General features: G+C 66.4%; 12 protein-coding genes, 1 rRNA gene and 1 pseudogene. 4 read left to right on the top strand and 10 right to left on the bottom strand.

The window, feature by feature from the left end; genetic code table 11:
* A pseudogene (locus AC3IFE_RS20365) lies at positions 1-1494 on the bottom strand (indolepyruvate ferredoxin oxidoreductase family protein); the annotation flags it as partial.
* Between the two features lie 330 nt (positions 1495-1824).
* Between AC3IFE_RS20365 and AC3IFE_RS20360 the strand changes: the two are divergent.
* Positions 1825-2019: a hypothetical protein gene (locus tag AC3IFE_RS20360; RefSeq protein WP_489191737.1), complete on the top strand. Its 195-nt coding sequence runs from the start codon at positions 1825-1827 to the stop codon at positions 2017-2019.
* Between the two features lie 135 nt (positions 2020-2154).
* Here AC3IFE_RS20360 and hppD read toward each other — a convergent pair whose 3' ends face one another.
* The gene (gene hppD, locus AC3IFE_RS20355; protein ID WP_489191736.1) at positions 2155-3252 is read right to left on the bottom strand and encodes a 4-hydroxyphenylpyruvate dioxygenase; all 1098 of its coding nucleotides are present in this window, start codon (positions 3250-3252) and stop codon (positions 2155-2157) included.
* Positions 3253-3466: 214 nt separating this feature from the next.
* Here hppD and AC3IFE_RS20350 point away from each other — a divergent pair, with 214 nt between their 5' ends.
* Positions 3467-3991, top strand: a complete 525-nt coding sequence (locus AC3IFE_RS20350; RefSeq protein WP_059790400.1) for an Lrp/AsnC family transcriptional regulator — start codon at positions 3467-3469, stop codon at positions 3989-3991.
* A gap of 70 nt (positions 3992-4061) precedes the next feature.
* On the opposite strand, the gene AC3IFE_RS20345 is transcribed toward AC3IFE_RS20350, so the two are convergent.
* The 8 genes from AC3IFE_RS20345 to paaA all read right to left on the bottom strand — a co-directional run bounded on the left by AC3IFE_RS20345 (position 4062) and on the right by paaA (position 10398).
* Positions 4062-4709 carry a GNAT family N-acetyltransferase gene (locus AC3IFE_RS20345; protein ID WP_489191735.1) on the bottom strand — a complete coding sequence of 216 codons (648 nt, stop codon included), beginning with the start codon at positions 4707-4709 and terminating at the stop codon, positions 4062-4064.
* A 232-nt stretch (positions 4710-4941) separates the two neighbouring features.
* On the bottom strand, positions 4942-5547 hold the full coding sequence (locus AC3IFE_RS20340; RefSeq protein ID WP_006482923.1) for a TetR/AcrR family transcriptional regulator: 606 nt from the start codon (positions 5545-5547) through the stop codon (positions 4942-4944).
* A 16-nt stretch (positions 5548-5563) separates the two neighbouring features.
* Positions 5564-6376, bottom strand: a complete 813-nt coding sequence (locus AC3IFE_RS20335; protein ID WP_089466431.1) for a DUF1835 domain-containing protein — start codon at positions 6374-6376, stop codon at positions 5564-5566.
* A gap of 129 nt (positions 6377-6505) precedes the next feature.
* Positions 6506-7645: a 1,2-phenylacetyl-CoA epoxidase subunit PaaE gene (paaE, locus tag AC3IFE_RS20330; RefSeq protein ID WP_089466452.1), complete on the bottom strand. Its 1140-nt coding sequence runs from the start codon at positions 7643-7645 to the stop codon at positions 6506-6508.
* Between the two features lie 31 nt (positions 7646-7676).
* On the bottom strand, positions 7677-8240 hold the full coding sequence (gene paaD, locus AC3IFE_RS20325; RefSeq protein ID WP_489191734.1) for a 1,2-phenylacetyl-CoA epoxidase subunit PaaD: 564 nt from the start codon (positions 8238-8240) through the stop codon (positions 7677-7679).
* A gap of 25 nt (positions 8241-8265) precedes the next feature.
* Positions 8266-9069, bottom strand: coding sequence for a 1,2-phenylacetyl-CoA epoxidase subunit PaaC (gene paaC / locus AC3IFE_RS20320; RefSeq protein WP_489191733.1), 804 nt, complete (start codon positions 9067-9069; stop codon positions 8266-8268).
* 10 nt (positions 9070-9079) lie between these two features.
* Positions 9080-9364 (bottom strand): 1,2-phenylacetyl-CoA epoxidase subunit PaaB, encoded by a 285-nt coding sequence (gene paaB, locus AC3IFE_RS20315; protein ID WP_489191732.1) that lies wholly within the window; start codon positions 9362-9364, stop codon positions 9080-9082.
* Positions 9365-9399: 35 nt separating this feature from the next.
* Positions 9400-10398 carry a 1,2-phenylacetyl-CoA epoxidase subunit PaaA gene (gene paaA, locus AC3IFE_RS20310; RefSeq protein ID WP_226111305.1) on the bottom strand — a complete coding sequence of 333 codons (999 nt, stop codon included), beginning with the start codon at positions 10396-10398 and terminating at the stop codon, positions 9400-9402.
* Positions 10399-10599: 201 nt separating this feature from the next.
* Between paaA and AC3IFE_RS20305 the strand changes: the two genes are divergently transcribed.
* The gene (locus AC3IFE_RS20305; RefSeq protein ID WP_489191731.1) at positions 10600-11874 is read left to right on the top strand and encodes an SGNH/GDSL hydrolase family protein; all 1275 of its coding nucleotides are present in this window, start codon (positions 10600-10602) and stop codon (positions 11872-11874) included.
* 565 nt (positions 11875-12439) lie between these two features.
* Positions 12440-12648: ribosomal RNA gene (locus AC3IFE_RS20300) — 16S ribosomal RNA — on the top strand; the annotation flags it as partial.

The following is a 12648-nucleotide window of genomic DNA, read 5'->3' as shown; positions in this document are numbered from 1 at the left end:
GAAGGTGCTCGTGCTGCGGTCCATCCACACGGTCATGTAGTGGCAGCCGATCCCGGCGATCGCGCGCGAGCCTTCCGGCACGTTGGTCGACGTGTTGTGCGGGCAGCCCGAGCAGAACCACGGCTTGCGCTCGGTCTGCACGTGCGGTTTCGCGAGCGCCATTTCCTTCGCGTTGATCACCGCGAGCCGCGCGGCGATGCGCGCGCGCACGTCGGACGGCAATTCGAACTTCTCCAGCCGCGTCGCGATCGCCTTCGCGATGATCGCGGGCGACAGCTCGTAGTGCGCGGGCAGCAGCCAGTTGCCCATCGGCACCGACCATTCGCCGCCGGCACCGTCCTTCTCGTCGAACTTGCCGAACACGCGCGGGCGTTGCGCGTCGGGCCAGTTGTACAGCTCTTCCTTGATCGCGTATTCGAGGATCTGGCGCTTTTCCTCGACGACCAGGATTTCGTCGAGGCCGCGCGCGAACGCCTGCGCGCCCTGCGCTTCGAGCGGCCACACGCAGCCGACCTTGTAGAGCCGGATGCCGATCCGCGCGCAGGTGTCGTCGTCGAGGCCGAGGTCGGTCAGCGCCTGGCGCACGTCGAGATACGCCTTGCCGCCGGTCATGATCCCGAAGCGCGCATGCGGCGAGTCGATCTCGATCCGGTCGAGCTTGTTCGCGCGCACGTAGGCGAGCGCCGCGTACCACTTGTAGTCGAGCAGCCGCGCTTCCTGCACGAGCGGCGGATCGGGCCAGCGGATGTTCAGCCCGCCTTCCGGCAGGATGAAATCGGTCGGCAGCACGATCTCGGTGCGATGCGGGTCGATGTCGACCGACGCCGACGATTCGACGACGTCCGTCACGCACTTGAGCGCGACCCACAGGCCCGAATAACGGCTCATCGCCCAGCCGTGCAGGCCGAAGTCGAGATATTCCTGCACGTTGGACGGGAACAGCACCGGCAGTCCGCAGGCCTTGAAGATGTGTTCGGATTGGTGCGCGAGCGTCGACGATTTCGCCGCGTGGTCGTCGCCGGCCAGTACCAGCACGCCGCCGTGCTGCGACGACCCGGCCGAGTTCGCGTGCTTGAAGACGTCGCCGGTACGATCGACGCCCGGGCCCTTGCCGTACCACATGCCGAACACGCCGTCGTATTTCGCGCCGGGGTACAGGTTCACCTGTTGCGAGCCCCACACGGCGGTGGCGGCGAGATCTTCGTTGAGGCCGGGCTGGAACACGATCTGGTGGGCGGCCAGGTGCTGCCTGGCTTTCCAGAGCGACAGATCGAGGCCGCCGAGCGGCGAGCCGCGATAGCCGGAGATGAAGCCGGCCGTATTGAGACCGGCGGCGCGGTCGCGTTCCTGCTGGAGCATCGGCAGGCGCACGAGGGCCTGGATGCCGCTCATGTACGCGCGGCCGCGTTCCAGCGTGTATTTGTCGTCAAGCGTGACGGACTTCAGCGCGGCTTCTAGCGACGCGCGTTGGTCCGCGTCTAGCGGGGCATTCATTAACTGTCTCCTCCACCCGGTCTGGGATCACCAAAACTTCGGTTGCGTCGGCATCTTTTGGGCGCGTCTGCAGTGGCCGGCATGTTCGCCGGTTTTAAGGGATGGTAGCACTGGGGCAAACCCGCCGCCCATCGGTCGCAACGCGGGGGAAAGGGCGGCCGTGCACCATCAAACGGGGTGAGAGGATGCGTTACATCATGTAAAAGCATGTAAAGCGGCGTTGATCTGCGGGCAAATGCCGTTAATCTTGTCGGCCTGCTGGAGGTGCCCGGCCGCGTAGGTTCGTTCCGACGCAGTCGGGGAGGCGCCGGCAGTTTTACAGGAGGTGCAATGAACACACGTCATATCCAGAGTTTCCTGATCGTGTCCGCCGCGTTTTTCTCGATGACGGGCCCGGTGCACGCGCGCGGCGCGAGCGCGCTGGCGGCAGCCGGCGCGCAGATGCGCCAGATCGTGCCGGCCCAGGACGCCGCGGCCCGGTTGTCGGCCGAGCGTGCCGCCGAGTCGACGGCGAACGTGCGTTGACGCGATCGCGCGGCCCGCGACCCGCGGGTTTGCGCCGGCATGCGAAAAGGGTGGGAATCGTCGGATTCCCGCCCTTTTTTCTTTGCGCGGCCGGCTCGCGCGGTCGCCCCGGGCCGCCGCCGCGCGGCCGATGCGTCAGGCCTTGTCCTGCACGACGCCGCGGCGGATCTGGTCGAGCTCGATCGATTCGAACAGCGCCTTGAAGTTGCCTTCGCCGAAGCCCTGATTGCCCTTGCGCTGGATGATCTCGAAGAAGATCGGCCCGATCTGGTTCTCGGTGAAGATCTGCAGCAGCAGGTCGTCGCGCGCGCCGTCGATCAGGATCTTGCGCTTCTTCAGCTCGTCCAGCGATTCGCCGTGGTTCGGCACGCGGCGGTCGACCAGTTCGTAATACGTGTCGATCGTGTCGAGCAGCTTCACTTCCTTGCTGCGCAGCCCGTCGACCGCCTGGTAGATGTCGCTCGCGCCGAGCGCGATGTGCTGGATGCCTTCGCCGCGATACGCGTCGAGGTATTCCTGGATCTGGCCGGCCGTGTCCGAGCCTTCCTCGTTGATCGGGATGCGGATCTTGCCGCACGGCGACGTCATCGCCTTCGACTTCACGCCCGTCACCTTGCCTTCGATGTCGAAGTAGCGCACTTCGCGGAAGTTGAACAGCCGCTCGTAGAACTCGGCCCATTCCTGCATGCGGCCGCGATGCACGTTGTGCGTCAGGTGGTCGATGTAGGTGAGGCCGTGGCCGACCGGGTTCGGATTCGCGCCGGGAATCGGCTCGAAGTCGACGTCGTAGATGCTGATGTCGCCGATCGCGCCCGGTTGCGCGCCGTTCTTGCCGCGCCAGCGGTCGACGAAGTAGATCAGCGAATCGCCGATGCCCTTGATCGCCGGGATGTTCAGCTCCATCGGGCCCGTCTTGTTGTCGAAGCCCCATGCGCCGAGTTCCAGCGCGTGCTTGTACGCCTTGGCGGCATCCTGCACGCGGAACGCGATCGCGCAGATCGACGGGCCGTGCAGCCGCGCGAAGCGTTGCGCGAACGAATCGGGTTCGGCGTTGATGATGAAGTTGATGTCGCCCTGCCGGTACACCGTCACGTCCTTGTGGCGGTGGCGCGCGATCGCGGTGAAACCCATCCGTTCGAACAGTTGTCCGAGTGCTTTCGGGTCCGGTGCCGTGTATTCGATGAATTCGAAGCCGTCGGTGCCGACGGGGTTGTCCCAGGTGGGGATCTGCATGTCGTGTCTCCTGTGCGGGGCGATCGGCCGGGGCGGCGTGCGCGTGCCCGGCGTGGTTCGGTGTCGACGGCCGCGCCCGCGATGAGCGGGCGCGGCAAGCCGAGACATGCGACAGAGTGTAGCGGGCGGTCGCGAGCGGAAACTTGCGAACTTAATCGCCCGCGCCTACGATGGCGCAATTTCCAGTCTCAAAATAATCAGCGGAGGGCAGAAGATGGCGCAAGCCGAATTGGATGCCATCGACCGGCGCATTCTCGCGATTCTTCAGGAGAACGGGCGCCTGTCGAACCAGGAGATCGCCGAGCGCGTGAACCTGTCGCCGAGCCCGTGCCTGCGGCGAATCCGGCGGCTCGAGGAAATCGGCGTGATCACCGGCTACGTCGCGCTGCTGAATCCGCAGAAGCTCGGGCTCGACCTGCTCGCCTACGTGAGCGTGCGGCTCGAAAAGCGCGGCGGCCTCGCGCCGATGCGAGCCGACGAGACGTCGGCGCGCGCGGGCGCGACCCATGCGGAGCTGTTCCGCGCGGCCGTGCAGACCTGGCCGGAAGTGGTCGCGTGCCACGCGATGACGGGCGACATGGATTACCTGCTGCGCGTGCAGGTCGAGGACATGGCGCATTTCTCCCGCTTCGTGCAGGAGCATCTGCTGCATCACCCGTCGGTGATCGACGTGAAAACGAGCTTCTCGCTCGATTGCTTCAAGGAAACGACGGCGTTGCCGATCCGTTCGGTGCGCTAGTGCACGGGGAAGGGAGGAGGGGGCGCCGGGCGCGCCGCGGGCGCGGCCCGGCTGGCCGACGTCGTCGACGTCAGGCCGTCAGTGCGGCAGGCATCAGCGATTCGATGAACTTCGTCGTACGGCGCGCCTGGCGCTTCATCGCGTAATCGAACACCGCGGCCTGTTCCTGCATCATCTCGGCGATGATCGTCGAGTGGTCGGCCGGCGGCAGCGACAGATACGCATCGGCTTCGCCGTACGCGTACTCGATCCGCATCCCGGACTTCTTCGCGATGTGCATCATCGTCGCGTTGCGCGACAGGCAATGCATGTAAAGCATCGTCACGTGCGTGTTGCGGCTGCGGATCGCCGCGCGCTCGAACAGCTTCGAGCCGACGCCGCGGCCGCGCGCGCTTTCGAGCACCGACACGCCGAATTCGGCCGTGCGCGTGTCGCCTTCGGCCGGCAGATAGGCCAGGTGGCCGACGCCGATCAGTTCGAGTTCGTGGTCGAACACGCCGAACACGGTATCGCGACCGAAATCGATCGTGCGGACATAGTTCTCGATCACGTGGTCGGGCACCATCTGGCCGAAGCGCAGCAGGCGGTCCTCTTCGTCGAGCGAGAGAAAGTGGGTGAGCATCTGCTCACGGTCTTTGGAAGCCAGTTCCCTGACGAGAACCGGCGCAGTACCGACCTTGCCGACAGCATCGGCACGGCCGTTGAATTGCGTGTTCATCGTGGGTTCCTCAGTGTGGGCGCACAAACGGGTTGTGCAATGCAGCAGCATTTTACCCGAGCGGGGTTGGGGAAAACCCGTATTTGACGGTGTTTGTGCTGAGGAGGAATTCTAAATCCGCTTAGTTCATTCTGTAACGTATTGATTTTGAACGGATTTAAAATTCATCATATGAAATGCGCGGCGGGCGGTCGGCTGTGCCCGTCGCGCAACGCATGCTGCCGCGCGGCAATCAGGCCGCCGTCGACAGTCCGCGTTCGATCAGGTCGATCACCTGTTCGGCAAAGTCGCGGTAGCCAAGGCGGCCGCCCGGCTTCAGCCACGTGAAGGTCCAGTTGATCATCCCGAACACCATCATCGTCACCGAGGTCTGGTTTTCTTTCGAGATGCGGTCCGGATACGCGCGCGCGAGCTGCCGCGTAAACGCCGCGACGATGTCGCGCTGGCGGTCGAGCACGATTTCGCGCTGCGCGTCCTCCAGATACTTCACGTCGTTGAGCAGCGCGACGTGGCGGCTGTGCGACGTCTCGTATTCGGCGAGGAACGCGCGCACGAGCTCGGCGAACGCGTCGCGCTCGCTGAGGCCGCGCCGCTGGCTCGCGCCCTCGACCTCGGCGATGATCAGCATCAGCCGTTTCGTGTAGCGGTCGAGCAGGTCGAACAGGATCGCTTCCTTGCTCTCGTAATAGTGATAGAGCCGCGCCTTCGACGTGCCGCTCGCGGTCGCGAGATCGGACATCGACGTGCTTGGGTAGCTCGTCTGCGCGAATTTCTCGGCGGCCAGATCGAGGATCTGCTCGCGCTGGGATTCGTGGTCGGGCGCTCGGGTTCGGGCCATGGTCGAATGCGGAAGATTAGCGATGCGCGGCGGCGCGCACCTGCGTGGAAGAGAGGGCGTCGGGCGCGTCGTCCTGCAGCTCGAGCCGGCCGGCTGCCGCGAGTTCGCGGCAGCGCCACCACGCGATCGAGTCGCTGACGAACAGCCCGCCGCGGTCGGCGGCGGCCATGATGCTGCCGACGAGGCGCCGCGCGGGCTGCCAGTCGGGTTCCGCGCGCGCGACGATCAGTGCGTCGAGATCGGCGTAGTAGCCGCTCTTGATCGTGTTGCTGACCCAATAGCGCAGCTCGGCGTTCAGGTGCTTCGCTTCCTGCCATTCGAGCGCGAGGCGGCCGATGCGCAGGACCGAGACCGGCGCGGCCGCCGGCCGCTTGCGCGCCAGCTCCGCGGGCGAGAACATCCCGGTCGCGCACGCCTGGTCGGTACGCGACAGCGCTGCGCGCTGCGCGGCGTCGAGGTCGGCGGCCGACAGCCGCACCTCGTTCAGGCGCTGCGGCACGTTGCGCAGGTGATAGGCGACGCGGCGCAACAGCAGCTTGTCGCCGACGCTCGGCGCGTGCCACACGACGACCTGGCCGGTCTCCGTCGCGAGCTGGTCGAGGCGCGCGAATTCGGCCTCGATTTCCGCGTTCCAGTCGGGGATCTGGTCGCCGAGCACGTGCTGCCAGAAGGTGGCGCGCGTGTCGGGCGTCTCGTCGGCGCCCTTCAGCGGCCCGACGCCGAGATCGTCGAGCAAACCGACGACGCGCTCGTCGCGTCCGGCTTGCGCAAGGGCCTCGCGCAGCGACGCGGCGGCGGTGCCGCCCTGAATCACATGAATGGTACTCATCGGCCTGTCGTCAACAAAAGAAAACCGCCGGCCGGGCGGACGTTGCGGTTGTCCAGCCGGCCGGCGGCCCCTAGTGTAAGCGAGATGTGTGACGGCGAGAAACCGTCCGGCGCCGCGACGCGATGCCGCTCAACGCTCGTCGAAGCTCACGACGACCTTGTCGCTGATCGGGTGGCACTGGCACGTCAGCACGAAACCGTCCTTTACTTCGTGCTCCTCGAGCGTGTAGTTCTTTTCCATGCGCACTTCGCCTTCGACCACCTTCGCGCGGCACGTGCAGCACACGCCGCCCTTGCATGCGTACGGCAGCGCGAGGCCCGCGCGCAGGCCCACGTCGAGCAGGCTCACGCCTTCGTACGGCAGACGCAGCTTGCGCTTCTTGCCGTCGAGCACGATCTCGAGGTCGGCGGCCGGCGTCTGGTCGGTGATCTCGACCACCGGTGCGCCGGCCTGAGGCAGCGGCGTGCCGAAGCGCTCGACGTGCACCTTCGCCGGCGGCACGCCGGCCGCCTTCAGCGCGGCTTCGGCCGCGTCCATCATCGGCGCCGGGCCGCAGATGAACGCCTCGTCGATCGCGTCGGCCGGCGTCAGCGTCGCGAGGAATTCCGCGCATTTCGCCTGGTCGAGCACGCCGTTGAACAGCTCGACGTCCTGCAGGTCGTCCGACAGCACGTGATAGAGGACGAAGCGGTTCATGTAGCGGTTCTTCAGGTCCTCGAGCTCCTCGGCGAACATGATCGCGTCGACGCTGCGGTTGCCGTAAATCAGCGTGAACGTGCTGCGCGGCTCGAGTTCCAGCGTGGTCTTCACGATCGCGAGCACCGGCGTGATCCCCGAGCCGCCGGAAAACGCAACGTACTGCTTGCCGTGGTCGGCGTTCAGGTGCGTGAAGAAGCGGCCGTCCGGCGTCATCACGTCGATCGTGTGGCCGGGCTTCAGCGTGTCGAACGCGAAGTTCGAGAAGCGGCCGCCGCGCACGCGCTTGATGCCGATGCGCAGTTCGCCGTCGCGATCGTAGTCCGTCGTGCCGACGCAGATCGAATACGAGCGGCGCGTCTCCTCGCCGTCGATGTGGGTCTTCAACGTGACGAACTGGCCCTGCGTGAAACGGTATGCGTCGCGCAGCTCGGGCGGCACGTCGAACGAGACGGTCACGGCGTCGGCGGTCTCGGGCCGCACGTCGCGGATACGCAGCGGATGAAATTGCGGGGTCGACGACGACCCCCGCCGGGCCGCCCCAAGGGGGGCGTCAGCCCCCTCGGGAGGCAGCGAACGAAGAGAGCGTGGGGGCTGTTTCATCTCAGTAGGGTTTGAAGTAGTCGAAGGGTTCGCGGCAGTCGATGCAGCGATACAGCGCCTTGCAGGCCGTGGACGCGAATTGCGCGAGACGTTCGGTCCGCGCGGAGCCGCAGCGCGGGCACGCGGGCGCCGCGGCAGGCCGCGGCACGAAGCGCACGACGTGCTCCCGCGGCGCGGCGCTGCCGCACTGGCCGACCGGCGGCGCGATGCCGTACGCGCGCAGCTTGTCGCGCGCTTCCTGCGTGATCCAGTCGGTCGTCCACGCGGGGGCGAGCACCGTCTCGATCCGGTGCGGCGGCAGGTCGGCTGCCTGCAGCGCGGCGGCGATGTCCTCGGCGATCTGCGACATCGCCGGGCAGCCCGAGTAGGTCGGCGTGATCACGACTTCGAGCCGGCCGTCGTCCGCGCGGCGGACGTCGCGCAGGATGCCGAGCTCGCGGATCGACACGACCGGAATCTCCGGATCGGGCACGGCCTCCAGCACGTCCCACGCGCGGGCGAGCAGCGGATCGTCGCGGTGCGCGGCGGGGGCGGCGTGGGCAGGGGCGGCGGTCTGGGCGGACATCGTCGGGCTCCGTGGCGTGGGCCGGTTACCAGCTCGCGCCGGGGTGCTGGCGCGCGAGGCTCTGCATTTCGGCGAGCAGGTAGCCCATGTGTTCCGAGTGCTCGCCCTGCTTGCCGGTCGTCACATGCTTCACCGGCGCCGGCAGCGCGAGCGTGGCTTCGGCGAGCGCGTCGTCCACGTCCGCGCGCCACGCGGCCTCGATCGCGGCCGGTGCCGGGCCGATGCCCGCGGCGACGATCGCGTCGTCGATCGCATCGGCGACGAAGCATTCGCGCGTGTACGGCATCAGGTAGTCGAGCGCGGCCTGCGCGCGGCGGTGCGATTCGTCGGTGCCGTCGCCGAGGCGCACGAGCCATTCGCGCGCATGCTGCACGTGATAGCGGGTTTCCTTCACCGATTTCGCGGCGATCGCGGCCAGTTGCGTGTCGGTCGACGTTTCGAGCGCGCTCCACACGTGCAGCATCAGCGTCGCGTACAGGAAGTTGCGCACGATCGTCACCGCGTAGTCCTTGTCTGCGTGCGCGGTACCGGACACCGGGCCGTAGTGCGGCAGTTCGGCGAGCGTGAAGTTCGCGAATTCGCGCTCGGTGCGGAAGTACGCGTAATCGTCTTCCGTCTTCGTCGCGCCGGTCAGCTGGCGCTCGAGCTCGGCCGCGTGCGTGTACAGCATGCGCGCCTGGCCGATGAGGTCGAGGCTCATGTTGGTGAGCGCGATGTCTTCCTCGAGGATCGGGCCATGGCCGCACCATTCGGCGTTGCGCTGACCGAGGATCAGCGCGTTGTCCGCGAGGCGCAGCACGTAGGAGAGGTGTTCGGGCGTGATCGTCATGGCGCGGGCGTTACATGTGGTTGACTTCGTCGGGCAGCGTGTAGAACGTCGGGTGACGGTAGATCTTGTCGCCCGCCGGCTCGAACAGTTCGGCCTTCTCGCTCGGATCCGACGCGGTGATCGCCGACGACGGCGCCACCCAGATGCTCACGCCTTCCTGGCGGCGCGTATAGACGTCGCGCGCCATGCGCAGCGCCATCGTCGCGTCGGCGGCGTGCAGGCTGCCGCAGTGTTTATGGTCGAGGCCCTGCTTGCTGCGCACGAACACTTCCCAGATCGGCCATTCCTTGTTCATCGCTTTCTCCTGATTCCTGAATTCGGGGGTGCCGCTCAGGCGGCGTGCTGTTCGGCGCGGGCGCGGCGCTTCGCTTCGTGCGCGAGCGCGGCTTCGCGCACCCAGGCGCCGTCCTCGTGCGCTTTCACGCGAGTCGCGAGGCGTTCCTTGTTGCACGGGCCGTCGCCGTTGACCACGCGCCAGAATTCGTCCCAGTCGATCGCGCCGTAGTCGTGGTGGCCGCGCGCTTCGTTCCATTTCAGGTCGGGGTCGGGCAGCGTCACGCCGAGCACCTTCGCCTGGTCGACCGTCGCATCGACGAATTTCTGGCGCAGATCGTCGTTCGAGATCCGCTTGATGCCCCATTTCGCGGACTGGCTGCTGTGGACCGAATCGGCGTCGCTCGGGCCGAACATCATCAGCACCGGCCACCACCAGCGGTCGACCGCCTGCTGGACCATCGCGCGCTGTGCGTCGCTGCCCTTCATCATCGACAGCAGCGCGTCGAAACCCTGGCGCTGATGGAACGACTCTTCCTTGCACACACGGATCATCGCGCGCGCATACGGGCCATACGTGCAGCGGCACAGCGGGATCTGGTTCATGATCGCGGCGCCGTCGACCAGCCAGCCGATCACGCCGACGTCGGCCCAGGTCGGCGTCGGGTAGTTGAAGATGCTCGAGTATTTCGCCTTGCCGGCGTGCAGCGCGTCGATCAGCGCGTCGCGCGATACGCCGAGCGTTTCGGCCGCGCTATACAGATAGAGGCCGTGGCCGGCTTCGTCCTGCACCTTCGCGAGCAGGATCGCCTTGCGCTTGAGGCTCGGCGCGCGCGAGATCCAGTTGCCTTCCGGCAGCATGCCGACGACTTCCGAATGCGCGTGCTGCGAGATCTGGCGCACCAGCGTCTTGCGGTACGCGTCGGGCATCCAGTCCTGCGGCTCGATCTTGCCGTCCGCGGCCATCACCGCATCGAACCGCGCCTGCTCGGGCGACTCGGCTGCGGCGTCGAGCGGCGCGACGTTGCCGGGGATGTCGAGGGATTGCGTATACATGGCGAAAACTCTCGTCCGGTTGAATGTGTGCGCAGTATAAACCAACCGACCGGTCGGTTAATAAATTTGTTGCGTATTTTCGGCGGGAGCCGGGTAAACGAGGGACGCGGGGGCGCAATCGGGTCGCGCAAGTGTGGCCTCGCACGCGGGTCTCGCGTCTTCTGCGGCACAATGCCCGCTTTCCGATGAGGATTTTTGCCGATGTCATTTCGAAGCAGTTTCGCCGCGGCCGTGCTGGGCGCGGCCGTTTTCGCGTCGCCGCTGGCGGCGTTGGCCGCGCCGACCGCGCAGGTGGGTTGGGTCGCCGCGTGGGCGACCGCGCTGCAGCCGATTCCCGATCTTGCCGCACCGCCGCCGCTCTACCGCGCACCCGACGTGGCCGGGCGAACCGTACGGCAGATCGTCTACCCGACCGTGTCCGGGCGAGCCGCGCGGCTCCGCGTGAGCAATGTGTACGGTCGCACGCCGCTGGTCGTCGAGGCCGCGAGCCTCGCGCGGGCCGGCGAGGGGGCGGCGCTCGCCGGCGGCGTGGCGGTGCCGGTGCGGTTCGGCGGCAAGGCGTCGGTGACGCTCGCGCCGGGCCAGGCCCTCGAAAGCGACCCGGTGTCGATCGACGTGACGGCCGCGCAGCCGTATGCGATCAGTCTCCAGATGGGGCCGAACCAGCGGATGACGGTCTGGCATCGCGTGTCGAACCAGTTCAACTACGTATCGGCGCCGGGCGATCATGTGGGCGATCCGGGTGCCGCCGCGTTCCGCACCCGGTTTACTCAATATGCATGGGTGACGGAGCTCGCCGTCGAAGCCGGCTCCGCACGCGGCAGCATCGCCGCGATCGGCGATTCGATCACCGACGGGTTGCGCTCCAGCCTGAACCGGAACCGTCGCTGGCCCGACGCTCTCGCACGCCGGCTGACGGCGTCGGGCGCCGATTCGATCGGCGTCGTGAATCTCGGCATCAGCGGCAATCGGCTGCTCAGCGATTCCCCGTGCTACGGCATGTCGCTGGCATCGCGGTTCGAGCGTGACGCGCTGTCGCGCGCGGGCGTGAAGGCGGCGATCGTGCTGATCGGTATCAACGACATCAACTTCGCGGCGATGCCGCCGCGCGCGGGGCTGGATTGCGATCACCCGCATACGCAGGTGACGGCCGCGTCGCTGATCGACGGCTATCGCCGGCTGATCGAGGCGGCGCATCGCCAGGGCGTGAAGGTCTTCGGCGCGACGCTGACGCCGGCGGCGTTGCCGGCCGGGCGGGAAGCGATCCGGCTCGAGGTGAACCGGTGGATCCGGAGTGGCGGCGGGTTCGACGGTGTAGTGGACTTCGACGCCGTGCTGCGCGATCCGGCGCGCCCGAGCATGCTGCAGCGCCGATACGATAGCGGTGACGGCATCCATCCGAGCGATGCGGGCTACACGGCGATGGCCGACGCGGTGCCCGTCGAGCAACTGCGGGCTGCGGTGGGCGGCAAGTGACGCGCCTCCATATATAGAGGGAAAGGTTGCCGATGGCCTGCGGGCCGGCAACGCGACATCGTTCCGCGAGCCCAAAGCCCCCGTGCGCGTGAGCGCACGGGGGCTTTTTCAAACTTTCTTCACAAAGGGCTTGCGCGGATGGGGGCGGGTGCTTAGAATCACGCCTCTTTCGCGCTAACGCAAACACGGCGCGGGAGGAAGGGAAGCGGTGCTGTCGGGGTTCGGAAGTAGCGAGCCTTGGCGGCACAGGAAGTTGAGCCCCGCAGTCGCAACAAAGTCGTGTAGAAAGTTGTTGACGAGTTGCGAAACACGGTTCATAATCTCGCTTCTCTGCTGCTGAAAACGCAGCGCTGCTGAGAAACGCTAGGTTCCTCGCGGAAATGCTCTTTAAAAATTAACAGCCGATAAGTGTGGGCGCTTGATGGCAGCGAGCTGATCCTCGGATCAGATAGCGAAAGTATCAAGAGTCTCACACTAAAGTAAGTCAGGTTTATGAAGTGATTCATATTCCTGTCAGCTTTGAGTGAGCGACCGGTTCGCAAGAACCGAAAACAGTAACAGGTTTGAACTGAAGAGTTTGATCCTGGCTCAGATTGAACGCTGGCGGCATGCCTTACACATGCAAGTCGAACGGCAGCACGGGTGCTTGCACCTGGTGGCGAGTGGCGAACGGGTGAGTAATACATCGGAACATGTCCTGTAGTGGGGGATAGCCCGGCGAAAGCCGGATTAATACCGCATACGATCCACGGATGAAAGCGGGGGACCTTCGGG

The sequence above is a fragment of the Burkholderia sp. APQ4-4ca genome, assembly GCF_057837105.1.
This window is presented reverse-complemented; position numbering and strand designations above follow the sequence as displayed.

Bases quoted from the DNA above. Each gene is read 5' to 3' on its own strand.
- paaB (WP_489191732.1), bottom strand. From the start codon at position 9,364: ATGAACAAGGAATGGCCGATCTGGGAAGTGTTCGTGCGCAGCAAGCAG.
- paaC (WP_489191733.1), bottom strand. From the start codon at position 9,069: ATGACGATCACGCCCGAACACCTCTCCTACGTGCTGCGCCTCGCGGAC.
- AC3IFE_RS20350 (WP_059790400.1), top strand. From the start codon at position 3,467: ATGGCGCAAGCCGAATTGGATGCCATCGACCGGCGCATTCTCGCGATT.
- hppD (WP_489191736.1), bottom strand. From the start codon at position 3,252: ATGCAGATCCCCACCTGGGACAACCCCGTCGGCACCGACGGCTTCGAA.
- AC3IFE_RS20340 (WP_006482923.1), bottom strand. From the start codon at position 5,547: ATGGCCCGAACCCGAGCGCCCGACCACGAATCCCAGCGCGAGCAGATC.
- AC3IFE_RS20345 (WP_489191735.1), bottom strand. From the start codon at position 4,709: ATGAACACGCAATTCAACGGCCGTGCCGATGCTGTCGGCAAGGTCGGT.
- paaA (WP_226111305.1), bottom strand. From the start codon at position 10,398: ATGTATACGCAATCCCTCGACATCCCCGGCAACGTCGCGCCGCTCGAC.
- AC3IFE_RS20305 (WP_489191731.1), top strand. From the start codon at position 10,600: ATGTCATTTCGAAGCAGTTTCGCCGCGGCCGTGCTGGGCGCGGCCGTT.
- paaD (WP_489191734.1), bottom strand. From the start codon at position 8,240: ATGTCCGCCCAGACCGCCGCCCCTGCCCACGCCGCCCCCGCCGCGCAC.
- AC3IFE_RS20335 (WP_089466431.1), bottom strand. From the start codon at position 6,376: ATGAGTACCATTCATGTGATTCAGGGCGGCACCGCCGCCGCGTCGCTG.
- AC3IFE_RS20360 (WP_489191737.1), top strand. From the start codon at position 1,825: ATGAACACACGTCATATCCAGAGTTTCCTGATCGTGTCCGCCGCGTTT.